This is a genomic window from Corynebacterium sp. H127 (genome assembly GCF_037482665.1).
Lineage (GTDB): Bacteria > Actinomycetota > Actinomycetes > Mycobacteriales > Mycobacteriaceae > Corynebacterium.
Genome location: NZ_JBBHKY010000013.1, coordinates 17,938 through 40,902, shown reverse-complemented (window position 1 = coordinate 40,902; position 22,965 = coordinate 17,938). Strand labels below are relative to the sequence as shown.

Annotated in this window: 22 protein-coding genes, 1 other RNA gene and 1 pseudogene; 15 read left to right on the top strand and 9 right to left on the bottom strand. The window is 59.5% G+C overall.

Annotated elements, in window-relative coordinates; all coding sequences use genetic code 11:
- Positions 1 to 120 (top strand): annotated as a pseudogene (locus WG936_RS11560) (IS30 family transposase); the annotation flags it as partial.
- 170 nt (positions 121 to 290) lie between these two features.
- On the top strand, positions 291 to 1,217 hold the full coding sequence (gene cbiB / locus WG936_RS11555; protein WP_339572995.1) for an adenosylcobinamide-phosphate synthase CbiB: 927 nt from the start codon (positions 291 to 293) through the stop codon (positions 1,215 to 1,217).
- On the opposite strand, the gene WG936_RS11550 is transcribed toward cbiB, so the two are convergent.
- From WG936_RS11550 to WG936_RS11540, 3 genes are read right to left on the bottom strand one after another with little or no spacing between them, the layout of a single operon-like run.
- Positions 1,183 to 2,061: an SURF1 family cytochrome oxidase biogenesis protein gene (locus WG936_RS11550; protein WP_339572994.1), complete on the bottom strand. Its 879-nt coding sequence runs from the start codon at positions 2,059 to 2,061 to the stop codon at positions 1,183 to 1,185. The two genes, cbiB and WG936_RS11550, sit on opposite strands and share 35 nt — an antisense overlap.
- A 37-nt stretch (positions 2,062 to 2,098) precedes the next feature.
- Entirely contained in the window at positions 2,099 to 2,629 is a 531-nt protein-coding gene (locus WG936_RS11545) for a low molecular weight protein-tyrosine-phosphatase (RefSeq protein ID WP_339565407.1), read from the bottom strand.
- Positions 2,607 to 3,260 carry an HAD-IA family hydrolase gene (locus WG936_RS11540; protein WP_339565406.1) on the bottom strand — a complete coding sequence of 218 codons (654 nt, stop codon included), beginning with the start codon at positions 3,258 to 3,260 and terminating at the stop codon, positions 2,607 to 2,609. Before WG936_RS11540 ends, WG936_RS11545 begins: the two co-directional genes overlap by 23 nt.
- 34 nt (positions 3,261 to 3,294) lie before the next feature.
- Here WG936_RS11540 and cobC point away from each other — a divergent pair, with 34 nt between their 5' ends.
- The 8 genes from cobC to WG936_RS11500 all read left to right on the top strand — a co-directional run bounded on the left by cobC (position 3,295) and on the right by WG936_RS11500 (position 10,979).
- Positions 3,295 to 4,317, top strand: coding sequence for an Rv2231c family pyridoxal phosphate-dependent protein CobC (cobC, locus tag WG936_RS11535; protein ID WP_339572993.1), 1,023 nt, complete (start codon positions 3,295 to 3,297; stop codon positions 4,315 to 4,317).
- A gap of 30 nt (positions 4,318 to 4,347) precedes the next feature.
- Positions 4,348 to 5,463 carry a Nif3-like dinuclear metal center hexameric protein gene (locus tag WG936_RS11530; RefSeq protein ID WP_445227963.1) on the top strand — a complete coding sequence of 372 codons (1,116 nt, stop codon included), beginning with the start codon at positions 4,348 to 4,350 and terminating at the stop codon, positions 5,461 to 5,463.
- A 9-nt stretch (positions 5,464 to 5,472) separates the two neighbouring features.
- Positions 5,473 to 6,180, top strand: coding sequence for a zinc ribbon domain-containing protein (locus WG936_RS11525; protein ID WP_339565403.1), 708 nt, complete (start codon positions 5,473 to 5,475; stop codon positions 6,178 to 6,180).
- Positions 6,177 to 7,280, top strand: a complete 1,104-nt coding sequence (locus WG936_RS11520) for a bifunctional RNase H/acid phosphatase (RefSeq protein WP_339565402.1) — start codon at positions 6,177 to 6,179, stop codon at positions 7,278 to 7,280. The genes WG936_RS11525 and WG936_RS11520 overlap by 4 nt, the downstream gene beginning before the upstream one ends.
- A gap of 73 nt (positions 7,281 to 7,353) precedes the next feature.
- A complete protein-coding gene (locus WG936_RS11515; RefSeq protein ID WP_339572991.1) occupies positions 7,354 to 8,460 on the top strand; it encodes an S-(hydroxymethyl)mycothiol dehydrogenase in 1,107 nt (368 codons plus the stop codon).
- Between the two features lie 2 nt (positions 8,461 to 8,462).
- The gene (locus tag WG936_RS11510) at positions 8,463 to 9,089 is read left to right on the top strand and encodes an MBL fold metallo-hydrolase (RefSeq protein ID WP_339565400.1); all 627 of its coding nucleotides are present in this window, start codon (positions 8,463 to 8,465) and stop codon (positions 9,087 to 9,089) included.
- Between the two features lie 29 nt (positions 9,090 to 9,118).
- Positions 9,119 to 9,518, top strand: an RNA gene (gene rnpB / locus WG936_RS11505) — RNase P RNA component class A.
- A 57-nt stretch (positions 9,519 to 9,575) separates the two neighbouring features.
- Complete coding sequence (locus tag WG936_RS11500; protein WP_339572990.1) at positions 9,576 to 10,979, top strand: RNB domain-containing ribonuclease; 1,404 nt, start codon at positions 9,576 to 9,578, stop codon at positions 10,977 to 10,979.
- Here WG936_RS11500 and WG936_RS11495 read toward each other — a convergent pair.
- Positions 10,976 to 12,238, bottom strand: a complete 1,263-nt coding sequence (locus tag WG936_RS11495) for a galactokinase family protein (protein WP_339572989.1) — start codon at positions 12,236 to 12,238, stop codon at positions 10,976 to 10,978. The genes WG936_RS11500 and WG936_RS11495 overlap by 4 nt on opposite strands.
- Before the next feature lie 146 nt (positions 12,239 to 12,384).
- Here WG936_RS11495 and WG936_RS11490 point away from each other — a divergent pair, with 146 nt between their 5' ends.
- Positions 12,385 to 12,603 (top strand): hypothetical protein, encoded by a 219-nt coding sequence (locus WG936_RS11490; protein WP_339565397.1) that lies wholly within the window; start codon positions 12,385 to 12,387, stop codon positions 12,601 to 12,603.
- A 3-nt stretch (positions 12,604 to 12,606) separates the two neighbouring features.
- On the opposite strand, the gene WG936_RS11485 is transcribed toward WG936_RS11490, so the two are convergent.
- Positions 12,607 to 14,283 carry a CYTH and CHAD domain-containing protein gene (locus tag WG936_RS11485; RefSeq protein WP_339572988.1) on the bottom strand — a complete coding sequence of 559 codons (1,677 nt, stop codon included), beginning with the start codon at positions 14,281 to 14,283 and terminating at the stop codon, positions 12,607 to 12,609.
- A 156-nt stretch (positions 14,284 to 14,439) separates the two neighbouring features.
- Between WG936_RS11485 and WG936_RS11480 the strand changes: the two genes are divergently transcribed.
- The 4 genes from WG936_RS11480 (at position 14,440) to WG936_RS11465 (ending at position 19,984) form a co-directional block, all read left to right on the top strand.
- Entirely contained in the window at positions 14,440 to 15,780 is a 1,341-nt protein-coding gene (locus WG936_RS11480) for a glutamine synthetase family protein (RefSeq protein ID WP_339565395.1), read from the top strand.
- Positions 15,781 to 15,835: 55 nt separating this feature from the next.
- A complete protein-coding gene (locus WG936_RS11475; protein ID WP_339572987.1) occupies positions 15,836 to 18,901 on the top strand; it encodes a bifunctional [glutamine synthetase] adenylyltransferase/[glutamine synthetase]-adenylyl-L-tyrosine phosphorylase in 3,066 nt (1,021 codons plus the stop codon).
- A gap of 46 nt (positions 18,902 to 18,947) precedes the next feature.
- The gene (locus WG936_RS11470) at positions 18,948 to 19,253 is read left to right on the top strand and encodes a hypothetical protein (RefSeq protein ID WP_339572986.1); all 306 of its coding nucleotides are present in this window, start codon (positions 18,948 to 18,950) and stop codon (positions 19,251 to 19,253) included.
- Between the two features lie 188 nt (positions 19,254 to 19,441).
- The gene (locus WG936_RS11465; protein ID WP_339572985.1) at positions 19,442 to 19,984 is read left to right on the top strand and encodes a hypothetical protein; all 543 of its coding nucleotides are present in this window, start codon (positions 19,442 to 19,444) and stop codon (positions 19,982 to 19,984) included.
- Positions 19,985 to 19,996: 12 nt separating this feature from the next.
- Here the strand turns inward: WG936_RS11465 and WG936_RS11460 are convergent, their stop codons facing one another.
- From WG936_RS11460 to WG936_RS11445, 4 genes are read right to left on the bottom strand one after another with little or no spacing between them, the layout of a single operon-like run.
- Positions 19,997 to 21,250, bottom strand: coding sequence for an MFS transporter (locus WG936_RS11460; RefSeq protein WP_339572984.1), 1,254 nt, complete (start codon positions 21,248 to 21,250; stop codon positions 19,997 to 19,999).
- Positions 21,251 to 21,949, bottom strand: a complete 699-nt coding sequence (locus tag WG936_RS11455; RefSeq protein WP_339572983.1) for a sortase — start codon at positions 21,947 to 21,949, stop codon at positions 21,251 to 21,253.
- 6 nt (positions 21,950 to 21,955) lie between these two features.
- Positions 21,956 to 22,687, bottom strand: a complete 732-nt coding sequence (locus WG936_RS11450) for a hypothetical protein (protein WP_339572982.1) — start codon at positions 22,685 to 22,687, stop codon at positions 21,956 to 21,958.
- Between the two features lie 32 nt (positions 22,688 to 22,719).
- Complete coding sequence (locus tag WG936_RS11445; protein WP_339565388.1) at positions 22,720 to 22,899, bottom strand: hypothetical protein; 180 nt, start codon at positions 22,897 to 22,899, stop codon at positions 22,720 to 22,722.
- Positions 22,900 to 22,965 lie beyond the last annotated feature (66 nt).

Genomic DNA, 22,965 nt, shown 5'->3' with positions numbered 1-22,965 from the left:
ACTGCCGAGCATGTCCAGTTTGTGCAAGATGAGCTCAATGACACTCCGCGAATCGTGCTGGGTGGGTGCACTCCTCGTGAGATACTGATGAAAACACTCAATGGTGCATTCACAGCTTGACACCGCCCAGGATGCAGCTGAATCAGAATATTGCTCACCTGGAAAGTTCGGCAAAAGGGGTTCGCGTGTCAGGCCAACGCAGCGCAGCTGCCCATCCATAAACCCAGCCGGTTAGGCGCAATTGCGAATTGCTGATGAAACCATGTGCGCGGAAGGGGCTCCCGGTTAGCATGGAACTCGTGCACGCAACAGCAATCTTCGCAGGACTCGCTCTCGATCGGATTCTCGGCGATCCGCAACGTCATCACCCAGTGGCCTATTTCGGCTCGTTTGTGGGTGCGGTGGAAAAGTGCACCTACCGGGATTGCAAGTGGGCTGGTGTAGGGCTCGTGGCTGCGACAGTGGTACCTATGGTCGTCGTCACGCGCGCTGCTTATCGACGCGCCCCTGCGCTCACCACCGCCCTCGCGTTGTGGGCGGCTCTCGGCGGACGCACGCTTGAGGAGACTGGTGTGCGGCTTGCTACGGACCTAGAGCGCGGCGATCTCGACGCCGCTCGAGCTTGGATCCCATGGCTGTGCTCCCGTGACCCGCAGCTTTTGGATGCGGCCGGCATGGCGCGCGCTGCGGTGGAATCGATTGCGGAAAACACCTCTGACGCTGCTATAGCTCCCATCGTGTGGGCGGCCATCGCCGGCGCTCCGGGAGTGGTGCTGCATCGCTGTGTGAATACCCTCGACGCGATGGTGGGGTATCGAAACGATAGGTATAGCAACTATGGGTGGGCAGCGGCGCAGCTCGATGACGTGCTCGCTTTTGTGCCCGCGCGGCTTACTGCGGCGACGCACGTACTACTCGCGGCTACCCGGCGTCGTGGAGCGGCAGCGATCACCGCATGGCGCGAGGACGCGCCGCAACATCCTAGTCCTAACGCTGGTCCAGTAGAGGCGACCGCGGCAGCTGCTTTGGGCGTGCAGTTGGGCGGGGAAACTCACTACTCCTACGGCGTGGAACACCGGCCGACGCTGGGAAGCGGTCCACAGCCAGGCACTGGCACCATCCGGGATGCCGTCAGGTTAGCGCGCGCAACACAAGTGCTCGTTGCCATCGGGGTGATCAGACTTAGAAGCGTTCTTCCTCGTCACGCTGCCAGTTAGCTTGGTGTGACTTGGTGGTGCCGTAGCGGCTCCGTGTCGGTGCCGTGAGGGGTGTTTGCGCTTCTGCCGGCGATTCCTCCGCGAGCTCCTTCTGCTCTTCGCGCTCGCGGCGACGCTCCCGAAGTTCCGCGTATACGAAGTAGCCGAGCCCGATGGGCGCGAGCAGGCCGAAGGCGATCCATTGAATGCCGTAGGAAAGGTGAGGGCCGTTGTCCAGTTTGGGAAGCGGGAAGGCGGTGAGGACGCCGGGTTGCTCTTCGGCAAGCTGTACGTAGTCCTTGGCCAGGTTTAGGTTCGTGAGCTGGGAAATCTCCTCGGTGTCGATGCCGGTGACCATCTGGTGCCCGTCTTCCATAGTTGGGGCAATCTGTGGGGACGGCTCGTCGATACGGGCATAACCGACGATGGTGTGCTCCCCAGCGGGGGGCTTAGGGAAATTTGCTGGCAGGTGCCCGTTTTCCGGGCGGGTCCAGCCGCGATTGACCAACACAACCGTGCCGTCGTTCATCTTGAAGGGGGTAAGAGCATGATAAGCCGGTCCCGACTCAACTGGACGCACCCGCATGATTACTTCCTGCTCCGGCAAATAGGTGCCGGTGATTGCGACTCGCAGGTACTCGTTGTCGGCAGGCAATGCGCCGTCGGGGCCGAATACCTGGTCGAAGGCCACCGGGGCTTTATCAAAATGCTCGGAAATTAGCTCATTGCGGTGACTGACCACGTCATTCTTGTGGAGCTGCCACGGGGCGAGCAGGCTGAATGCCGCGTAGGTAAACGCGATGATGATGAGGAAGGTGATGATCCATCCGGGCTGCAGGAACGTCTTCCATGCTTTGGCATTCATAATTTCCCCAGTCTAATGCGCGGGGCAGGAAAAACAATTAGCGGGCGGAAGCACTCGCGAGCATCGTCTTCACCCAGGAGAGCATGCCCGGAACTGCGGCCTCAATTTGAGCGCGGGTGGTAGTGAAGTCGGAGGCTTCGCCATAGTAGGGGTCCGCAACTTCTGCGTTTTCCGTTGCCGCGGGATCAAAAGAACGCAGCAAGCGGATGCGTTCTGGGTAGATGTCGCGGTTGATCAAGTCTTGGACATGATTGCCGTCGAGGGCAACGAAGAGATCCGCGGAACGATGCTGGTCGGAGAGCTGTGATGCGCGGTGCTGGGATCCGTCGTGGCCCGCGTTGCGAAGCTCTGCGATGGCGCGTCGATCAGCGCTCTGCCCAATATGCCAGCCGCCGATGCCACAGGAACGCACCCGCACAAATCGGGTTAGGCCGGCTTCTTCGATGGCATCGCGGAAAATAATCTCTGCCATGGGGGAGCGGCAAATGTTACCGGTACATACGAAAACGACGTAGAGGCTTTCCGTACGTTCGGTATCAAAACCGTTAATGCTGGCGTGCCCATTCATCGACAATGCTCTCCAACTCCACTGGCGTTGCAGCCTCGAAGGCTGCTTCCTTGCGTTCACTTTCACTGCCGTATCCCCACGCGACGGCGACTGTCTCAATCCCGAAACTGCGCGCGCCTTCAATATCGTGGATACGGTCACCGACCATGAGGATAGCGCTTTCCTGTCCGCGAAGCTGCATCGTGTCCAAGACGTGCGCAATTACCGCAGATTTAGAGCGACGTTCCCCGTCTTCTTGCGCAGCTCCCAAGAAGTCAAACAACTCCCAAAACCCATGTTCGCGCAGTGCTTGTTCGGCAAAGAATTCGCCCTTACTGGTGGCAGTGCACAGCAGGAACCCTTGGAGCCGAGCCCAGTTGAGAAACTCGTGCATTCCAGGGAACGGCGAGCTCATCTTCCACCCCGTGTGGCCGTAGTGATCTAGATAGTGGGCAAGCGCTAGCTGGGCTTGGCCTGGGGCCATACCGAGGTCGAGCATCGTATCAATCATGGGAGGTCCGGCGATCTGAGAGATGCGTTCTTCACTCGGGATAGGCCAATTCATTTCCGTCAGTGCGTGCAGAAAGCTAGCGCGGATGCCCGGGAAAGAATCGATGAGGGTGCCGTCAACGTCAACAAGGAGGATATTCACACACTCAAGTGTGTCAGACAATAGAGTGGAACGAGTGAGTGTTCCTGATCCCTACCGATTCCATGGCGACGTTGAGGCCCGTGGCGCCCGCGTCGATTTCGCCGTCAACGTGCGTGGCTCCAAGCCTCCGGAGTGGCTGCAGCGCGTGCTTATCGACGCCATCGGCGACCTAGCTAGCTACCCGGATGCCTCCGATGAGAATGCGGCCCGGAAAGCCGTCGCACAGCTCCACGGCGTGTCCCCAGAGTCGGTGCTGCTCCTTTCCGGGGCGGCCGAAGGGTTTGCGCTACTGCCTAAGCTTCGTCCCCAAGCAGTCGCGCTTATCCACCCTGGCTTCACAGAGCCAAACGTGGTGTTCGAGGCTGCGAATATCCCCGTGCACAACGTGATTTTGCCACCGCCCTTCGAACTCGAAGGCGTAGTCGAACTCGGTGATACTGACATGGTGGTGGTGGGCAACCCCACCAACCCCACCGGTGTGCTGCACGATAAGAACGACCTCCTTGCGCTGGCGCAGGGCAAGTTTCTGGTGGTTGATGAGGCATTCCTGGATGTCACCGATGACTCCGAGTCGCTGTGCGCGACTGCTGCTTCTCGTACGGACCTGTTGGTATTGCGCAGTTTCACCAAAACTTGGGCGATCGCCGGGTTGCGCTGTGGCTATGCGATCGCGCATCCAGCGGTCGTCGCAAAGCTGGAGCGGGGGCGGGCTCAGTGGCCGCTGGGGACGCTACAATTGCGGGCCATCGCGGCTATAGCGCTGGGAGCCGTCGACGATGTAGAAAAGGAACGCGGCATCATCGCAGCGGAGCGGGCTACCATGACGGAAGCGCTTGGTCGCGCCGGATTCGAGATCGCTTCCGCAACGCAAGCGCCCTTTGTTCTGGTTCGGCCACCCGCCACCGATGCTGCAGCAGCCGAGGAGCTGCGACTCAAGCTCAAGGCCGCTGGCATTGCGATTCGGAGGTGCGATACATTCCCGGGGCTGGACCACAGCTATTGGCGGCTGGCGGTACGTCCCGCGAACCAGATCGCGGAACTTTTGAAGGAGATATAGGTGAGCACAGTTGGCGAAATCTGCGCGGTCATGGACCGCGCCTACCCACCGCACCTCGCAGAGTCCTGGGACCATGTCGGGTTAATCTGTGGTGATCCCGAGGCGAAGGTGAGCAAGATAGCTTTTGCCCTCGACTGCACGCAAGCAGTGGCCGAGCGCGCAGTAGAAATAGGTGCGCAGCTCCTCATCGTGCACCACCCGCTGTTGCTCCGTGGGGTGAACTCGGTGGCAGCGAATACTCCCAAAGGTAAAGTCATTCACACCTTGCTCAACGGGGGCGTAGCACTGTTCGCAGCCCACACCAATGCGGATTCTGCACGTCCTGGCGTCAATGATCGCCTGGCGGAACTGGTTGGGATCGTGCCGGGGCGGCCAATTGCTCCGAAGCCAGCAACAGGGGTTGATAAATGGGGCGTGATGGTGCCAGTGGCGGCAGCAGAGCAACTTAAAGCGGCGGTCTTTGCCGCCGGTGCTGGCGCGCTAGGCGACTACGCGGAGTGCGCTTTCCAATTTGAAGGTCAAGGACAGTTTCGTCCAGAGGCCGCTGCAGATCCTTTCGTCGGAAGGCAGGGACAGCTACATCACGAACCGGAGCTGCGCGTGGAGTTTGTAGCCCCGGTAACCCTAAGGCAGCGAATCCAGGAAGCGCTGGTGTCCGCGCACCCTTATGAAGAGCCGGCCTTTGACTGCGTGACCATCGCCTCTTTTGAAGATCCGGAAACTGCTTGTGGCCTGGGGCGCATTGGCGAGCTTCCTGAACCTATGACGCTGCGAGAGTTCACCCAACAGGTAGCAGATGCCCTGCCAGTGACCGAGTGGGGCGTCCGTGCCGCGGGCGATCCCGAGGCCATGATTAAGAAAGTCGCTGTTTCTTCGGGGGCAGGTGATAGCTTCCTGGATACTGTGGCTACGCTGGGGGTTGATGTTTACGTCACCTCGGACCTGCGACATCACCCGGTGGACGAGTACTTGCGCGCCGGGGGACCAGCAGTGATCGATACCGCGCACTGGGCGAGCGAATTCCCGTGGTGCGCGCAAGCCGCCGGGGTGATCGCTGACAGTGACATCGACAGCGTAGCCAGCATAGACACCGAGATCATTGAAATCCGTACCGACCCGTGGACCGTGTCCGCACACGCCCAGTAGGAGAAAACCATGAACATCACTAGCGCTGACCAGCGACTCCTGCTGGAGCTAGCTAATTTGGAGCGAACCCTGGACCTCGGACTGAAATCCGGATCTCAGGAAAAACAAGAATTGCAGGAACTGGAGTCACAGCGAGATCGCCAGCGTGAGCTCGCAGCAGCCAACCAGCTCAACGTTGCAGATGTAGAGCTGGATATCCGGCGCATCCAAGACGACATAGCTAAGCTCAATCGCCGCTACAAAGCCGATACCGCGGGACTAGGCGCCGCAGTTGACCCGCAACAGCGCCGTGACCTGGAGCATGACCTGGCTACTACGTCGCGTCGTCTGTCCGACATGCAGCAGGAACTCAAAGAAGCCCATGACGAAGTCAACGCTATGCGTGCCAACGCGGAGCGAAACGGCGCGTTGCTCGATGAACTGGAACAGAAGGTAGCCGCTGCTGCGCGTGCTGCGGAGGCAGCCGAAGAAGCACACTCTGCTACTGATTCCGCGGAGCGGGTAGCGCAGCTGCGTGGGCAGCTCTCCGCAGACATCCTTGCGGAGTACGACGATCAGCGTTCCATTTTCGGGGTCGGTGCCGCGGCATTTTCCGGGCGCTCCTGCGGTGGCTGCCACATCGTGTTGCCACCTGCAGCGCTATCCGAGATCCGACATGCTTCCGCAACTGAGATGCCACGCTGCCCAGACTGTGGCACCTTCTTGGTGCGTGTATGAAGCTCATCATCGAATCTGACGGTGGCTCCCGGGGTAATCCCGGAGTCGCTGGCTCGGGAACCGTGGTCTATGACGCGGACCGGAAGGTACTGCGAGAAATTGCCTACGTAGTAGGCAAAGCATCCAACAATGTCGCGGAATACCACGGCATGCTGCGTGGCCTCGAGGCCGCTGCTGAGCTTGGCGCTACCGAGGTGGATGTGTATATGGACTCCAAGCTCGTCGTGGAACAAATGTCGGGCAAGTGGAAAATCAAGCACCCCGATATGAAAGAGCTGGCTCTGGCGGCTAAAAAGATCGCCCGTGGGTTCAAGCGGGTGAACTACCACTGGATTCCGCGCGAGAAAAACAAGAAAGCCGACGCACTATCCAATGTTGCGATGGATGCCTGCGCTGCCGGAAAACCAGTAGGAATCCTGGGCGCAGAAAAGAAAGCAGCTGCCACTAAACCCGAACCCGCGGCAGCACCCTCGTGGCATGGGGCCAGCATGCGTCCGACACGCTTCATCCTTATCAGACATGGGGAGACAGCGATGTCGGTGGCTAAGCAGTATTCGGGGATGAGCGATCCCGCGCTCACGGCGAAAGGGGAAGCGCAGGCGGCGGCCGTCGCTCAGCGACTGGCTCGCCGGGGTGGCATTGATGCCATCGTGTGCTCGCCACTACAACGGGCCCGCCAAACTGCGGCTGCGATTGCTCAGGCCCTCGATGTTCCGGTGCGGGTGGTTGATGAGCTGCGCGAACTGGACTTTGGCACCTGGGAAGGGCGCACATTCTCTGAGGTGATGGAGAGCGACCCCGCTGCGCATGCAGCATTCCTTGCCGATACTAAGGCTGCCCCGACCGGCGGCGAATCCGTGCAGGCAGTAGCCCGCCGGGTGAAGAAGTGCGTTGAGGCGCTGACCGAGGAATACGGCGCCGCGAACATCCTCCTGGTTTCGCACGTCACTCCGATCAAGTGTGTGCTGCGCATGGCGCTAGACGTGCCGGCAGCTGTGGTGCATCGGATCCACTTGGATTTGGCGTCGATGTCCATTGCTGAGTTCTACGCCGATGGTCCGAGCATCGTGCGACTGGTCAATGACACGGCACACCTTTAGGATGCTTCAGCGCTGAACGTGCTGGTCGGGTAGGGTGGTGGCACTCAATCTTCCAGTTAAAAAGGAGTTCAGCATGTCTCAAACAGTTGCCGGAATCATTGCGCGGGAACAGGGTGCGCCGGTTGAGCGGGTGAACGTAGTAATCCCTGATCCGGGACCCAATGACGTGGTGGTGAAGATCCAGGCGTGTGGTGTGTGCCATACGGATTTGGCTTATCGCGACGGGGACATTGAAGATGCTTTCCCGTTCCTGCTAGGGCACGAGGCAGCGGGGATTGTGGAATCCGTTGGCTCGGCAGTCTCTCACGTCTCCGAGGGGGACTTTGTAGTCCTCAATTGGCGTGCGGTGTGTGGCGAATGCCGCGCCTGCAAGAAGGGTGAACCAAAATACTGCTTCAACACGCATAATGCCTCCGTCCCTATGACATTGGAGGATGGCACTGTGCTGAAGCCGGCCTTGGGGATTGGTGCCTTCGCGGAGAAGACGCTGGTTCACGAGGGGCAGTGCACTCGGGTCAACCCGGAGGAAGACCCCGCGGCAGCAGGCTTGCTGGGATGCGGTGTGATGGCGGGCCTTGGCGCGGCAGTGAACACCGGCAATGTCGGACGTGGTGATTCCGTAGCTGTATTTGGAGTGGGCGGCGTCGGGATGGCTGCGATCGCAGGGGCAAAGCTTGCCGGTGCGACAACGATCATCGCAGTGGATCTTTCGGAGGAAAAGCTGGAACTTGCTCGCACGTTCGGCGCGACGCACACGATCAACTCCTCGGGCGCCACGGGAGCCGGGGACGAAGACTCTACCGTCGCCGCTATCCGCGAGCTCACTGGCGGGTTTGGTGTGGATGTAGCAATCGACGCAGTCGGACGCCCAGAGACCTGGAACCAGGCGTTTTACGCCCGTGATTTGGCGGGCACCGTCGTGATGGTCGGTGTACCAGGCCCTGCCGCTCGTATCGACGTCCCGGCTATCGACGTCTTTGGCCGCGGAGGCTCCCTCAAGTCTTCCTGGTACGGCGACTGCTTGCCAGAGCGTGACTTCCCGATGTACGTGGATCTGCACCTGCAGGGACAGTTCCCACTCGGTGACTTTGTGAGCGAACGTGTCGGCCTCGACGAGGTGGAGCAGGCCTTTGAGACTATGAAGACCGGCAAGGTCCTGCGATCGGTGGTAGTGCTGTAGCTATGACGCTTCGAATTGATCACGTAGTAACGCATGGAATTTTCGCGCTCGATGGTGGCGAGTGGGAAGTGGACAATAACATCTGGGTCGTAGGCGATGACTCCGAGGTTTATGTCATTGATGCCGCCCATGATGCTGACCCGATTATTGCTGCCGTAGCCGGCCGAAAGGTCAAAGGCATCATCTGCACGCACGCTCACAATGACCACATCACCGTGGCACCCGAACTCTCCGAACAGCTCAATGCGCCCATTTTTGTTCATCCTGGCGATCAAATGTTGTGGGAAGAAACCCACGGGGCGTTGGCTCATGAAGATTTGGTGAATCTCCAGAAGTTTCAGATCGCAGGCACTGACCTGCAGGTCCTCAACACCCCAGGTCATAGCCCCGGCTCCTGTTGCCTGTATCTTCCGGAAGCAGGCGAACTCTTCTCGGGAGACACCCTATTCCAGGGCGGACCGGGGGCGACCGGGCGTTCCTATAGCTCCTTTGACACCATCATTGATTCCATTCAGAAGTCCATCTTGACGCTTCCGGCAGAAACTATCGTGCGTACCGGACACGGTGATCACACCACTGTCGGAGCCGAGGCTCCGCACCTAGAGGAATGGATCAAGCGGGGGCATTGAGTTCCCGGTGTATAATTACGAAACGCGAACGAGCCGACCGGGTAATCGCGGCGCCATGTAGCGGCCTTTTAAGGCGTTTGACAGGTGTCGAGGAAAGTCCGGACTCCGCAGAGCACGGTGGTTGCTAACGGCAACCCAGGGCGACCTGAGGGAATAGTGCAACAGAAAGTAAACCGCCCGGGCAACCGGGTAAGGGTGAAAGGGTGCGGTAAGAGCGCACCGGCATTTCGGGTGACCGAAGTGGCCAGGTAAACCCCACTGGGAGCAAGGCAAGAGGCTGCACTTTCTGAGTGTGGCTGCGTGGGCATTTTCAGGCTGCTCGTCTGACGTCCACGGGTAGCTGCTTGAGGCTAGTCGGCAACGGCTAGTCCAGATAGATGATTACCGCCCGAAAGGGAACATAATCCGGCTCATAGGTTGGCTCGTTCGCCCTCATTCCTGCGGTTTCGTGGCGGTTTTCGCCTGCAGCTGCAACAATGGCTTCTCATGAAGCTTTATGCGGCCACCCTCAACTTCCGACCAGTTGCAGAAGAATTCAACGTCCCCACAGAATTCTCCCCGGAGCAACATGCTGAGGCTGCGGCAGCTCAGGATCGCTTCGCGGAGCAACGAGCTGACAAGCGGGATATAGAATTCGTGACGATTGATCCGGTTGGATCGATGGACCTAGACCAGGCAGTGTGCATCGAGCCTGCTGGTGAGGGATACCGGGTCTATTATGCGATCGCTGATGTAGCGGCATTCATCGCTCCGGGCAGCGAGCTCGAACGGGAATCATTTGTGCGCGGGCAGACCATTTACCTCCCTGATGAGCCAGCACGTTTGCACCCGGCGGAAATCTCAGAAGGCGCGGCCAGCTTGTTGCCAGAGGTGGATCGCTCGGCCGTGTTGTGGACTATTGAGCTGGACAAACAAGGCGAGGTGACTCACACGGATGTGGAGCGTGCCTTGGTGCGCAGTCGTGCACGATTGGACTATGACGGTGTGCAGCGAGACTTCAATTCTGGCAAGATGCACCCTTCGATCCGATTGCTTCCGGAGGTAGGCAGACTCCGTCAAGCCAGCGCATTGCGTCGTAGCGCGGTTAATCTCAGGCTGCCGAGCCAACGTGTGGACCGTCGTGAAGATGGCCGTTATGAGCTTGAGTTGGAACCACGGTTGGATGTGATGGAATGGAATTCCGAGATTTCCTTGCTTACGGGGATGGTCGCGGGGCAGATGATCGCCAAGGCTCAGCTTGGTATCCTGCGTACCCTGGGTCCAGCAGATAAGAAGTCACTGCGTCAGTTCGCAGTGGAGGCGCAAGCCCTGGGCTTTGATTACACGCCAGAGCAACCGGTAGGAGAGTTCATCGCCGGGCTTGACGTGACTACTAACGCCGGTATGGCTGTAATGCGAGAAGCTCAAAAGCTGCTGCGCGGCGCGGACTACGAGGTCATTGCTGGTGCTCCGGCTGCACCAGAGGATGTCCATGCTGGCGTAGGAGGATACTACGCGCACGTAACTGCCCCGCTGCGCCGCCTAGTAGACCGCTTTGCCACCGAGGCCTGCCTAGCCATCGCTAAGGGGGAGGAAGTACCGGAATGGGCGCGCGCTAAATTCCCGGAGGTAGCGGAATCCATGCGACGTACCACGGCCTTGGCCGGCAACGTGGATCGCGCCTGCCTCCGGCTTACGGAAGCAACCGTGCTCAAACCACACGTTGGAGATACGTTCACCGCCGTGGTTCTGGCTACTACTCCCGAGCAGAGCAAGTGCCGGATCTTCCTGGAACAACCACCAATGCTGTGTGGCTGCGCTGGCACCCCCGAAGAAGCGACGGAGGTTCAGGTCCGGCTTGTCGACGCCGATATCGCTGCGCGAACAGTGTCCTTTGCCTGGCCCGCCTAGCAGCTACTGAGACGGATGACCAGCAGGCCGTCCTCGGCAAGATCAGCGATGAGGTTCTCGCATTTGCGTTGCTCAGCGTGAACGAGGACTGCGCTGCTCACCCCAGCGTAAGAGCTGCGGGCTGCGGCTGCTCCGCGAGTTCTACACAACTTAACGAGCGCTGCTTCCTGCTCCGGAACAGCATGGTACAAGCTGCTTAACTCTGCTTGGGAATCATTGACTAGCTGTAGTACCTCTGGGACTTTACGTGCCCGCAGTGCCATCGTTGCCTGCGCGGCCCGAGCAGTCTCCGACTCATAAAAGCTCAGCCACCCTGAGGCCTCAGTGACGGCAGGCAACCCGTCTGGCCCCGAGGCCTGGTGTACAGCGGTGAGCCATTGCGCTACGCGCTGCGCGGCATCCGGTAGCCGACGCAGATTATCGACGCCAAAGGCTGCGGCTGCGGCGGCGAGAAAAGCGGAGCGCTCAGTGATATTTGCTGTGGTGGAAGGAGCAATTGGTGGCACAACCAAGAAGACACCGAAGTCTTTAGCAGACTCCCGGAGCAGCGGTGCTTTAGTTACAGAATCATCCGCGTAGTCCACGATGCTGTAGGAACTCGGGGCACCCCGCAGCGCAGTGGTGTATCGAGCGCGGGGCGCTGCGGACGTCGAAAAGGTGCTTGCCGAGGACGCGCACAGCTCAGCCAACCGTGCCAACAGTGGCGGGTCGAGTTTGTGGCCTGAGCCCTGAATGAGGATCTTCGCGAACGCCACCTCCGCGGCGAGGTCATCGCCCAATCCCACCCCGGCTGGGATTTCAGACAGCACGGTGATATTAAAGCCCTTGGTGTCGCGACTGAGGTATTGGCGATTGACCATGGACCACACCACACCGGCAAGACGTACTTCGATCCCACCGAGGGGAAGCTGGCTCGGAGGCGGGGTATCAATGCCATCGATGTGCTGTTGGGAAGCAGCGTATTGGGCGATCTCCGCGAGGGTGATACCGCCCGTGACTGACAGTGCTTCGCCGGTGCAATCATGCCCGTGCAGGGTGACCATGACGGTGTCGTCGTCACGCGGGCTGGCAGCAACGGCAACCTGGTGGTCGGCGACGGCACTGATCACGATGCCGCCAAATTGATCGGTGTGCTCACCGAGAAGAGTCCACGTGGCGGGCGCAGTGGCGACCTCTGGCGCGGTGGCATCATAAGCCGCTTGATGCAGCTCAGAGATTCTCGCGGAAATCGTTGAATCGGGGGAGGGCCACACCGGCATGGATTTCAAGGCTCCTTGGCTCAGATGAAACGTGGTTACTAACAAGTGGCTACCACTTTACTGAAGGGCGCTGCCGAGAGCCTGTGAAGGCCGAAAAACAAGTACCGTGGAGGTCACCCGTTTCCCGATTGATTGAAGGAGTTGTCATGGACGACGCAGATCTGCAGTGGTACTACAGCCCATCGAGTGGCCAGGTGGCGCAGGGGCAGGAGCTTTCCTGGGACGACCGGATGGGGCCTTATGCTTCCCGTCAAGAGGCTGAACAAGCGCTAGCGAAGGCAGCCGAACGCACGAAGGCCGCCGACAACTACGACGAGAAGGACGACGACTGGGGCGTCACCCCAGCCTGGGACAAAGACAAGTAGGAGTTAGCGCGCGGACTTCTTGGCTTTGGCCGCAGTCCGCGCGGCTTCCCGCTTCTTGGACTTTGCCAACTTCTTATAGGCGCTTTCGATGTCACGCGCCGCCTCGGCGTATCCGCGTAACGCTTCCGCTCCCAACTCGCGCTCCCGCTGGTACAACACACCATAAGCGAAGGTGTCTTCCACATGCTTGCGTGCCGATGTCGCCAGCGCGAGCAGCTCATCACGTGAAGTCACCGAATCTTGGAAATCGCCCAGGACGGACTGCATCTTCTTACATGCGGCGTACAGATCTTTGGTCTTGAGTCCCGTGGCACGACCTACGGCATCAGCTGAATAACGCAGCTTCTTCGCTGCCTTCCGCATGTTGTGGAAGTTCTCTTCCCGCTCGCGCAGCGGGGTTTCCGTCTCTTCCCATTCAGAAACCGCCACGTTGTGGCGCTTCATCAATTTCTTGTAGGCGGAGTCTAGGTGCTCGAATAGGGCGGATTCTTCCTCAAACTTCACCTGCTCCTTGGTGACATCTTCCTCGACCTCAGAACGTTGCTCTGCACTGGCCAGCGGTGGATGCGCGATGAGGTTTTCCAAACCTGCGAGCAAGGCGAAGTAGCGCTTGGAATTGAGCACTCGGACAATGGTGCGATGTGCGCGTTCGTATTTGCGCTGCATGTCATTTTCCAAGTGTGTGCTGGCAGCCTCATCGATGATGTGGTCGTCGTCCAAGCCGATGAGCATTTGGAAACGCTCGGCCACCACCTCGGCGTCTCGTGCCACACCCAGGGTGGCTGCGAGCAGCTTGAGTTCTTCTTCTAGCTCCAGGTATTCCTCGCCAACGAGGATGCCTTCAAAGGTCTGCATCAGGCTGCGTAGCTCGCGAGTAGCCACTCGCATTTGGTGCACAGAATCATAGTCATCACGGCGCACGGCTGGATCGACTTCCAACAACCGGTCACGGTTGATCCGCAACGCGTTGACCACGGCATGGGCCGCAGTATCTGGATCGAGTTCCGCCATAGCCGGGGGCAGGGGAGCGTAGTTGATGGAATTGCCCAGCGCCGCCACGAGCTTGGAGGGGCTGTCCGAAGCGACCGCTCCCGCCTCCTGGAACACCTGGTGCGCGGACTGGAGCAGCTGCGCATTTAAGGAGGTGTCCTCGCGCTCTAAGGCTTCCTGCGTCAACTCCAGCTCCCATTCCCGCCACATTTGCTTGGTTCCAGCAGGCAAAAGAGACCAAGCGGTGACGTGATCATCGCAAAACTCGGCGAGCGGAGTACCGGAGTCATCTGCCAGCACACTCTCGTGGCGTTCGTTATCTACCTGTGCAATGACCTGCAGCGGCAGGTCTCGCACGATGGCCCGAATTGGGTTGAGGATTTCGGCCGGGGCCTGCTCAGACTCCGCACCCAGTGGTAGTGCGATTTCCATTCGTCCGTGCTCCGCAGGCAGCTTTAGATGCCAACCAGCGTCTTTGCCGCCTGTGCGGCGCCGCAGGGTGATCTTCGACCGGGTGAGGCGAAGATCCGCAGTATCAAAATAGCGGGCGGACAAGTTGTGCACTGCGGTGCTGGAGACCGCAGCGATGCCGTCGATAAGCGCGAGCTCGGGGACCTCGGTGGTCTGCGATGCCGCGTACTTCACTTCGACTTCCATCGCAGTGGAAAGGGACTGGGTTGAATCGCTCATGGGGGTACCTGCCTGCACTAACGTCGGAACTGCGAGCACGAATCAAAAGAAAACTCGCAGGTGAGTTCGTCTTTAAGCTTATCGAAGAAAACGCACGCCCGGTATCTCCTGGCAGTTCTACGCATCTGCAGGCGCAGAATACGTACTGTTGTAGCTATGAATAGCCAACAGGAATTTGTGCTCCGGGCGCTAGAAGAGCGCGATATCCGCTACATTCGCCTCTGGTTTACTGACATCCTGGGATACCTCAAATCCGTGGCCGTGGTGCCTGCGGAGATTGAGGCAGCGTTTGAGGAAGGTATCGGTTTCGACGGCTCCGCGATCGAGGGCTTTTCCCGCGTCTCCGAATCCGACACCGTCGCGCGTCCTGACCCGTCGACCTTCCAGGTGCTGCCCTTCGAGCACGATGACCCGGAACCTCATTCTGCTCGCATGTTCTGCGATATCACGATGCCCGATGGAGAGCCATCCTGGGCGGACCCGCGCCAGGTACTGCGCCGCAACATTCACGCAGCCGCGAATGAAGGTTTCACCTGCTTCATCCACCCGGAGATCGAGTTTTACCTGACGAAGGATCTCCCCGCAGACGGTTCGCCACCGGAGCCCACCGACTCGGGTAGCTACTTCGATCAAGCCATGCATGACGAGGCGCCGCATTTTCGACGCGATGCCATCGCCGCACTAGAAGCCATGGGCATTTCGGTGGAATTCTCTCACCACGAGATCGGCCCCGGTCAGCAAGAAATTGATCTGCGCTACGCAGATGCGCTGACCATGGCCGATAACATCATGACGTTCCGCTACCTGGTTAAGGAGGTGGCACGTCGAAACAACGTTTATGCCACCTTCATGCCTAAGCCTTATCAAGAGCATGCAGGATCAGCGATGCATTCGCACATGTCCCTGTTCGAGGGGGACACCAATGCCTTCCATGATCCAGACGACGAGTACAACCTGTCCCGTACCGCGAAGCAGTTCATCGCGGGCATCCTTAACCATGCGCCAGAGATCTCGGCGGTAACCAATCAGTTTGTGAATTCCTACAAACGGTTGATGTTCGGCAATGAGGCCCCGACCGCCGCGACATGGGGTATCTCCAACCGCTCCGCGCTGGTGCGCGTGCCGACGTACAGCCCAGGCAAAGTGCACTCCCGGCGCATCGAGATCCGAAACCTGGATTCCTCTGCGAACCCTTACCTGGCGTACTCGGTCTTGTTGGCTGCCGGACTGAAAGGGATCAAAGAGGGATATGAGTTGCCCGATCCCGCAGAGGACGATATTTCCCTGCTCACCCGTCGTGAGCGCATCGCCATGGGATATGAAGATCTGCCACAAAGCCTCGATCAGGCGCTGATCTTGATGGAAAAATCGGAACTCGTCGCCGACTCACTCGGCGAGCACGTCTTTGAAGTCTTCCTGCGCAATAAGTGGCGGGAGTGGAAGGACTACCAGGCGCAGGTTACCCCGTGGGAGCTACGCACAGACCTCGGTTACTAATTCGGTACGGCACTCATCTCGAAATAAGCCGCGCAAGCGCGATTCAAGGAGTCACATGTCCAGCCCTCGTTCCTCCCGGTCCAGTTTGCCCACCCCGGGCGCGCTCAGCCTGCAGGCAGCTACAGCAGTTGCTGATTTAGAACAGCTGGGCTGGTACAACGCCGAGTCCCTGGATGTGCTGTGGGCGTTGTCCGGAGCTGGTGACGGCGATCTTGCTCTCAATAACATCGTGCGCTTGCAGGAGTGCTTGGTTTCCCTGGGACAATGGGAGGCTTTCGATACCGCCTTACGTAATGATCTAGCCTTCCGGGTGCGCCTGATCGCGCTACTAGGGGCCTCTCGGGCTATGGGCGATCACCTCGTGGCGCATCCGGAACTGTGGACCTTGTTGCAGCTGCCATTGCCAACCTCAGCGGAGCTGATGCAGCAGATGCTGGCTAGTGTGGCCGCAGAACCTGCCGGGGTTCCGGGGGATAGCGCCCAGGCTGATTGCAGCACCCCGGGTACTTATCGGGCAGCCGCGGCCACGGCCGAACAAGAGCGCGCGTTGAAAATCGCCTACCGTAGTTTGTTGATGCGCATTGCCGCTCACGATGTGGCTGGCACATACCCCTTTAATTCGCGTCGTCCGGGGCAACCGCCAGTTCCTTTTGCAGTGATTTCGGGGCTGTTGGCAGATCTGGCCGACGCCGCACTCACAGCCACGTTGGCGGTGGGAGTACGCAAAGTTTATGGCGAAGAAGTGCCGGCTCAGCTTGCGGTGATGGCCATGGGTAAGTGCGGTGCGCGCGAACTGAACTACATCTCTGATGTAGACGTGGTCTTCATTGCGGAGCCTGCCGACGAGGCAACCACGAGGCTAGCTGGAGAGCTGATCCGGATCGGGTCGAAATCATTCTTTGAGGTGGACGCTGCCCTGCGCCCGGAGGGCAAATCCGGCGCGTTGGTGCGCACCCTGGAATCCCACGTCACGTACTACAAGCGTTGGGCGCACACCTGGGAGTTTCAGGCGCTGCTCAAAGCCCGCCCGATGACGGGATACTTACCCTTGGCCGAGGCGTATCGTGCAGAGCTCGACCCGATGGTGTGGGTGGCTTCCGAACGAGACAGCTTCGTGGCGGATGTGCAGGCGATGCGTCGGCGTGTGATAGAGCATGTGCCTCAGGAGCTGCGGGAACGCGAGTTAAAGTTGGGCATCGGGGGGCTGCGCGACGTTGAGTTTGCAGTGCAATTGCTACAAATGGTGCACGGCCGCAGTGACGAGTCGCTCCGCGTCCGCTCCACAATCGACGCGTTGCAGGCGCTTATCGACGCCGGTTATGTTGGTCGCGAAGACGGGCACGTCCTCATTGAGGACTACGAGTATCTGCGGCTACTGGAGCACCGCCTGCAATTGCAGCGGCTGCGCCGGACGCACACCATGCCGCCCGAAGAAGACGAAGATAACCTGCGTTGGTTAGCAAGGGCAACTGGAACGGTGGGCACGGGCGCCCGGAAGAGCGCGGAGATTCTGGCAGAGGAATTCCGCCGGGTGCGGATGAACATTTCCACGCTGCACTCCAAGCTGTTTTATCGCCCGCTACTGGAATCCGTGGCCGCATTGTCCGTGGACACGCTACGACTTTCCTCGGAAGCTGCAAAACGCCAGCTGGCTGCTTTGAACTACCACTTCCCAGAGCGTGCCTACGAGCATCTGACCGCTCTGGCAGCCGGAAACTCGCGCAAGGCGAAGATCCAAGCGATGCTGCTGCCAACGCTCATGGGCTGGTTGGCCGATACTGCAGACCCGGATGCGGGATTGTTGAACTATCGGAAGCTTTCCGATGCTGCGCATGAGAAACAGTGGTTCCTGCGGATGCTGCGAGATGAGGGAGTTGTGGGGCAGCGTCTCATGCATATCCTGGGAACATCGCCATATATTTCCGAGTTGCTATTGGCTACTCCCGACGCGGTACAACTGCTGCGTGATGGTGCCCATGGTCCTAACCTGTTGCAGTCCAACCCTGACACCGTTTCGAACTCATTGGTCGCCGCGGCCTCCCGCCACCCGGATCCAGAAAAGGCGGTAAAGGTGGCCCGCAGTCTGCGGCGAGTGGAACTCACTCGGATCGCTGCGGCGGATTTGTTGGGCCTGATGGATGTGAAGGAAGTGTGCGTCAGCCTTTCCCGAGTGTGGGATGCGGTGTTGGAGGCTGCGTTCAATGCCGAGATAGCGGCAGCCACTCCGGAAGGGGAGGAGCCTCTGGCCCGCATCGCCGTAATTGGTATGGGGCGTCTTGGTGGCCAAGAGCTGGGCTATGGTTCGGACGCAGACGTGATGTTTGTGTGCCAGCCGCATGCTGGTGCAGAAGAAAACGAGGCCATCAAATGGGCCATCGGTGTGTGTGACAATGTTCGACGTCGACTAGCTAAGCCTTCGCAGGACCCTTCCCTTGAGGTTGACCTCGGTCTTCGTCCCGAAGGGCGCTCGGGTGCGGTGGCGAGAACGATGGAATCCTACGAGCAATACTACGAGCGATGGGGCGAGACCTGGGAGATCCAGGCCTTGCTGCGAGCGGCCTTCATCGCCGGTGATGAGCCCCTGGGCACTGCCTTTATTGCGATGATCGAACGATTCCGCTACCCGAAGGGGGGCGCCTCGCCCAAGACCGTGCAGGAAGTCCGCAGGATGAAGGCTCGGGTAGATAATGAACGGTTGCCGCGCGGCGCGGATCGCAACATGCACACCAAACTCGGCCGTGGCGCGCTGACGGACATCGAGTGGACCGTGCAGCTGCTAACGATGCTGCATTCCCACGAGTACCCAGACTTGCGTACCCCATCGACCTTGGAGGCACTCGATGTGATCGAAAAGCATGAGATCATCGCCTCCTGGCAAGTCGAAACACTCCGGACGGCATGGCTGACTGCGACGAACGCACGTAACGCGCTGGTGCTCACGAGGGGGCGGCGCACGGATGAACTGCCACCATCGGGCCCGCACCTAGCCTCGGTAGCTGGTGCTGCGGGGTGGGGGCGGTCCCGCTCGCAGGAGTTCCTTGACCATTATCTCAAGACCACGCGCCGGGCTCGCGCCGTGGTGGACGAGGTGTTCTGGGGCGAGCCTGCCTTGGACCGTTAACTTGGGTTAGCCTGGGGCGTACAGGCAACGATCAAAGGAGCAAGTCATGGGAATCTCGATGTCACTAGACCTCGGCAGTGCCACACTCGCTGAACTCGCCGCGCTCGTCGACGCAGCCCAAGCTGCAGGAGTCAGCATGGACACCGTCGTACGTGTCGACGCCGAGCAACTCACCATCGACATGGGCGAAGTCATCCGTCCGGAAGTAGTTGAAGCCGAGGAGGTGGCGGGTCCGCACATCTCTGCTGGAGCTGATGCCGTGCGGGACACCGTCCGACAAGTGTTGGGTGAGGAAGCCGTCCGTAATGTAATTGACTCGCTGATCCTAAAGAATTCGCAGCGTAAGAGCTAAATTTTCAGACTGCGCAGTAAACTGGCAGCCATTCATGGCTGCTTCAGATGCGCTTGGCAACCTGGTCTTAGTTTCCGGGAGTGAAGTAGAAACCAGCAACAAGGAAAGCTCTTCTCACCGCTTTCACGCACCCCAACTCAGAGTGCGCCAACAGTGCTTGTTTGCAGATTACTTCTAGGAGAACCGCCATGCGCGCGAATTCAATGACCGCAAAGATCCTTGCCGCCGGAGGAATTGGCCTTGCAGCCCTAACTGGCACTGCAGCGTTTGCCTTCGCCGCCGAGCCCGATACCCCCGCGACCCAGCAACAGCCAGACGGGAAGGACGGTTTGGCGCAGCGTCTCGGAGTCAGCGAAGAGCAACTACATGAGGCGATGGATACGGCTCGACAGTCTGATGCTCAGGATCGGGATCAGGCGCTGGCAGACGCCTTAGGCATCGATAAGGCCACGGTGACGTCCGCGATGGCTGAGATGCACAGCGAACGTCAGGCTGCGGTCCGGGAGGACCTGTCCAGCCGCATTGATGCCGCTGTCACCGAAGGAAAGCTGACTGCTGCGGACAAGGAATCCGTTCTGAAGGCTTTTGATGCCGGCCTGCTCGACCCGCAGGCACTCAAAGTTAAGGGGCTCGATCGTGCCCCAGGTGGCGAGCGTGGACATCACGGCGGCAAGCGGGAAGGTGCCGAAGGCACGGCACTAGAAACACCAGCTGAGACCACCGCTGGCTAACGTCAGGGGGAATCAACTCTCGACGGCGGGTCCTGGGCTGCGCAGCGCCAGGGCCCGGGTCAGCACTAGCCCAATGATGCCGATGATCCAAACTACGAACACCGCCCACCAGGCGATGCGGAAATCCGCCCAGGTCCAGACTCCATCAGAATAGTGCGCCAACAACAGGCCGATGCCCTGAGCGGAGATCATCGCGGCGCTAAAGCCGCCCATGTTCGCCAACCCAGTTCCTGTCGTGACCACTGCATGCGGTAAGGACTCTCGCACGGTGTCAAAGCCGTAGTTGGCTGCGGGGCCGAGCAGCCCGAGTAGGCCGGCGAGGGTCGCTATCGCTAGGAAGCCGCGCGGTGTGGTGCTCATAAAGAAGGCGATCATCGATGCCAACAGCAGCACGGTGTATCCGAGGGAAAACAGTTCACGCTTGCGACCGGCGCGTGCGGAGATGATGCCATGAAGCGGACCTGCAAGAATCGTCACAATAGTGTTAATGACAAGCACAGAAGCTGCTTGAGATTCATCGAGTCCCATACCGAGCGTCATCGTTGGCATACCCCAGAGCAGGTTGAATACGATGAGGGGCATCAGCATGGTGAAGTGGTTGAAAAATCCCATCCAGCACACCGGTAGGCGCAGGACGTCGAGAAGCGAGCCGGTGCGCTTAGTGCGTACTTCCGTTGGGCTGTCATGAATGAGGATGTTGGCAGCCAGCGCCACCAATACCCCGATCCCGCCCAGGGACAGGAAGGCCAGTCGCCAACCGGATGCGCCCAATAACGCTAAGAAGGGCACCGCAGAAAGAAACTGGCCGGCCTGGCCGACGGCGGCGGTGAGTTGGGTGAAGAGCGGGGTGTGCTTGAGCGGAAACCAAAACGGCAGGATACGCATGACCGAGAGAAAAGCGGAGGCATCGCCGGCCCCGACTAGTACGCGCGCGAAAATCGCGACGGAGTAGGAAGTAGTCAGCCCGAGGATGATCTGGCCGATCGCCATGATGAGTGCCCCGGCAAATAGCAGTCGCCGCGCTCCGAACCGGTCAATTAGAATACCCATCGGAATCTGCACCAGCGCATAGGTGCCCACCTGCACTGAAGTAAATACCGCTAGCTGCGCAGCGTTGATATGGAAGTGATCCACCGCGGCGACGCCAGCTACGCCCATGGAAGTTCTACCCGTGATCGCCATGACGTACACCAGGACTGCAGCGGTCCACACGATGAGCGCGGTTCGGCTGAGCTGGCTACGGGGATCGAAGCCGCTAGTAGTCATCTATGCCAGGTGACCTGAGACGATGACGTTGTAACCGAGATCCGTCGTTCCTGACACGGAGCATGCGATCAGGACGATGCGTCCGGCTTTGTGCTCGTCCATGAGCTCCTGATCCTCAATGGCCTCGTATTTGTCCACGAGCCAGGCGTTGTCAACGATCCATTCGCGCTGGTTGCCAGCAGCATCAGACAGGGTGATACGGGAGCCATTGAGAACGTCCGATGAGTAGCGCCCCACGGTGCCTCCGGAAACAGCAGTGACCTGCTCGGCTGGCTGATTCAGGTCGACGTCTGCGGTCACTACCTCTGAAATCGAGTTGAAGACCAGTTTCTGCTGACCCCACGCGTGCCCCAGGACGTACATCGTGCCCTGTTCGGCTTGGGAAGGGTTAACACCCCACCCTTTCACCCAGCGCACCATTGTTTCCTGCGGGCCGGCAGGGTTCAGCGGAAGCTCATACGGCATTTCATCGAACGTCGCCCCAACGACGGATGCCGGGCCATTCATCTCAAAGCTGCCGCTAGTTTGCAGCGGAGGTCCCTGATTGACCGTGGAGGTAGGTTTGTCCGAGGGCAGTGCGCTTGAGCTGCTTATCGACGTCTCCGGTGCGTCCGCAGTCCCCAGCTCATCCTTGGCGCCACATGAGCTGAGGGCGAGAGCTGCGCATAAAACGACTGCGGTGATTGTGATGCGTTCCATAGGAAGCTACGATACCGAATACTCCCAGCCCTGCACGCTGTAACGAAGCGTTTCTCCCGGTTTCGGAGCGCGGAAAAACAGGCGGGAGCCGTGGACGCGGGGGAGTAGCTCAAGTGCTGAGCGGAACTCAAAATTGTCCGGATCATCGGCGTACCCAGCGGGTTCTTCCTCTGTCAAGGCGACGAATTTGCCGAAAGTGGTGTATTCGAGCCGACGCAGCGGAGCGCTAGTGGCGAGCTTGGCTGTGATCACTTGGATGCCGGCTAGCTCTTCATCAGAGATGTCGGTTAATGCGTTTTCCCTATCAAGGTCGCAGAGTGCGAAGGGGTCGCGCCCTAGGGTGATCGTCAAGGCGGCGATGGATTCCCGAGCCACCAGCACGGCTTCTGGCTCTGTAAGTGCGAATACCGGGGCTAGCACGCCTTCGCCTACTACGATGCCCTGGATGCGAGTGCCAGCGAGGAAAGGAACATCGTTCAGCCAGACGCGCCCCGGTACCCAGGGGCCGTCCGTCCGGAGGAATACCGTGCGTAAAGTTGCTACCGCAGCGGGGAGATCCGCCTCAAAAACTGTGCAACTGTATTCTTGCTCGGATCCGACAGTACACACGGTGACCACATAGCGGTCCTGCACCTTGTGCCGAAACGCGTACAGCGCGACGCCGTTGAACTCCTCGGCGATCCGAGCTGACTGCAACCCGAATCTTTGCTCCAACTGACGTATCTTGTCCCGGCTCATGGTATTCCAGCTTAGACCGCCACCTGCCGTGGTTACTTAATTTCGCGGCCGAAGTGACGTTCTACTTCGGTATCGCTGCCTGCAGCACTAGCTGGATTCTCGCTCGAGTTAACTTCGTCTTTGAGCTCGCGTCCGAAATGGCGCTGCACTTCTACGTCTGGTTTCTCCGCAGGGGCGGGAGTTACTTGATCGGAACTGTTTTCGGTGCTCATGGTTTTGCTCCTGGAGGGCGATGGAAGGAAAGCCTAATGGGGCCGTAGCCCTAAGACTACGACCCC

Excerpts from the sequence above, each read along its gene's own strand:
- cbiB (WP_339572995.1), top strand. The coding sequence starts at position 291 with ATGGAACTCGTGCACGCAACAGCAATCTTCGCAGGACTCGCTCTCGAT.
- WG936_RS11550 (WP_339572994.1), bottom strand. The coding sequence starts at position 2,061 with ATGAATGCCAAAGCATGGAAGACGTTCCTGCAGCCCGGATGGATCATC.
- WG936_RS11545 (WP_339565407.1), bottom strand. The coding sequence starts at position 2,629 with ATGAATGGGCACGCCAGCATTAACGGTTTTGATACCGAACGTACGGAA.
- WG936_RS11530 (WP_445227963.1), top strand. The coding sequence starts at position 4,348 with ATGGACCGCGCCTACCCACCGCACCTCGCAGAGTCCTGGGACCATGTC.
- WG936_RS11525 (WP_339565403.1), top strand. The coding sequence starts at position 5,473 with ATGAACATCACTAGCGCTGACCAGCGACTCCTGCTGGAGCTAGCTAAT.
- WG936_RS11520 (WP_339565402.1), top strand. The coding sequence starts at position 6,177 with ATGAAGCTCATCATCGAATCTGACGGTGGCTCCCGGGGTAATCCCGGA.
- WG936_RS11515 (WP_339572991.1), top strand. The coding sequence starts at position 7,354 with ATGTCTCAAACAGTTGCCGGAATCATTGCGCGGGAACAGGGTGCGCCG.
- WG936_RS11510 (WP_339565400.1), top strand. The coding sequence starts at position 8,463 with ATGACGCTTCGAATTGATCACGTAGTAACGCATGGAATTTTCGCGCTC.
- WG936_RS11500 (WP_339572990.1), top strand. The coding sequence starts at position 9,576 with ATGAAGCTTTATGCGGCCACCCTCAACTTCCGACCAGTTGCAGAAGAA.
- WG936_RS11495 (WP_339572989.1), bottom strand. The coding sequence starts at position 12,238 with ATGCCGGTGTGGCCCTCCCCCGATTCAACGATTTCCGCGAGAATCTCT.
- WG936_RS11490 (WP_339565397.1), top strand. The coding sequence starts at position 12,385 with ATGGACGACGCAGATCTGCAGTGGTACTACAGCCCATCGAGTGGCCAG.
- WG936_RS11485 (WP_339572988.1), bottom strand. The coding sequence starts at position 14,283 with ATGAGCGATTCAACCCAGTCCCTTTCCACTGCGATGGAAGTCGAAGTG.
- WG936_RS11480 (WP_339565395.1), top strand. The coding sequence starts at position 14,440 with ATGAATAGCCAACAGGAATTTGTGCTCCGGGCGCTAGAAGAGCGCGAT.
- WG936_RS11475 (WP_339572987.1), top strand. The coding sequence starts at position 15,836 with ATGTCCAGCCCTCGTTCCTCCCGGTCCAGTTTGCCCACCCCGGGCGCG.
- WG936_RS11470 (WP_339572986.1), top strand. The coding sequence starts at position 18,948 with ATGGGAATCTCGATGTCACTAGACCTCGGCAGTGCCACACTCGCTGAA.
- WG936_RS11465 (WP_339572985.1), top strand. The coding sequence starts at position 19,442 with ATGCGCGCGAATTCAATGACCGCAAAGATCCTTGCCGCCGGAGGAATT.
- WG936_RS11460 (WP_339572984.1), bottom strand. The coding sequence starts at position 21,250 with ATGACTACTAGCGGCTTCGATCCCCGTAGCCAGCTCAGCCGAACCGCG.
- WG936_RS11455 (WP_339572983.1), bottom strand. The coding sequence starts at position 21,949 with ATGGAACGCATCACAATCACCGCAGTCGTTTTATGCGCAGCTCTCGCC.
- WG936_RS11450 (WP_339572982.1), bottom strand. The coding sequence starts at position 22,687 with ATGAGCCGGGACAAGATACGTCAGTTGGAGCAAAGATTCGGGTTGCAG.
- WG936_RS11445 (WP_339565388.1), bottom strand. The coding sequence starts at position 22,899 with ATGAGCACCGAAAACAGTTCCGATCAAGTAACTCCCGCCCCTGCGGAG.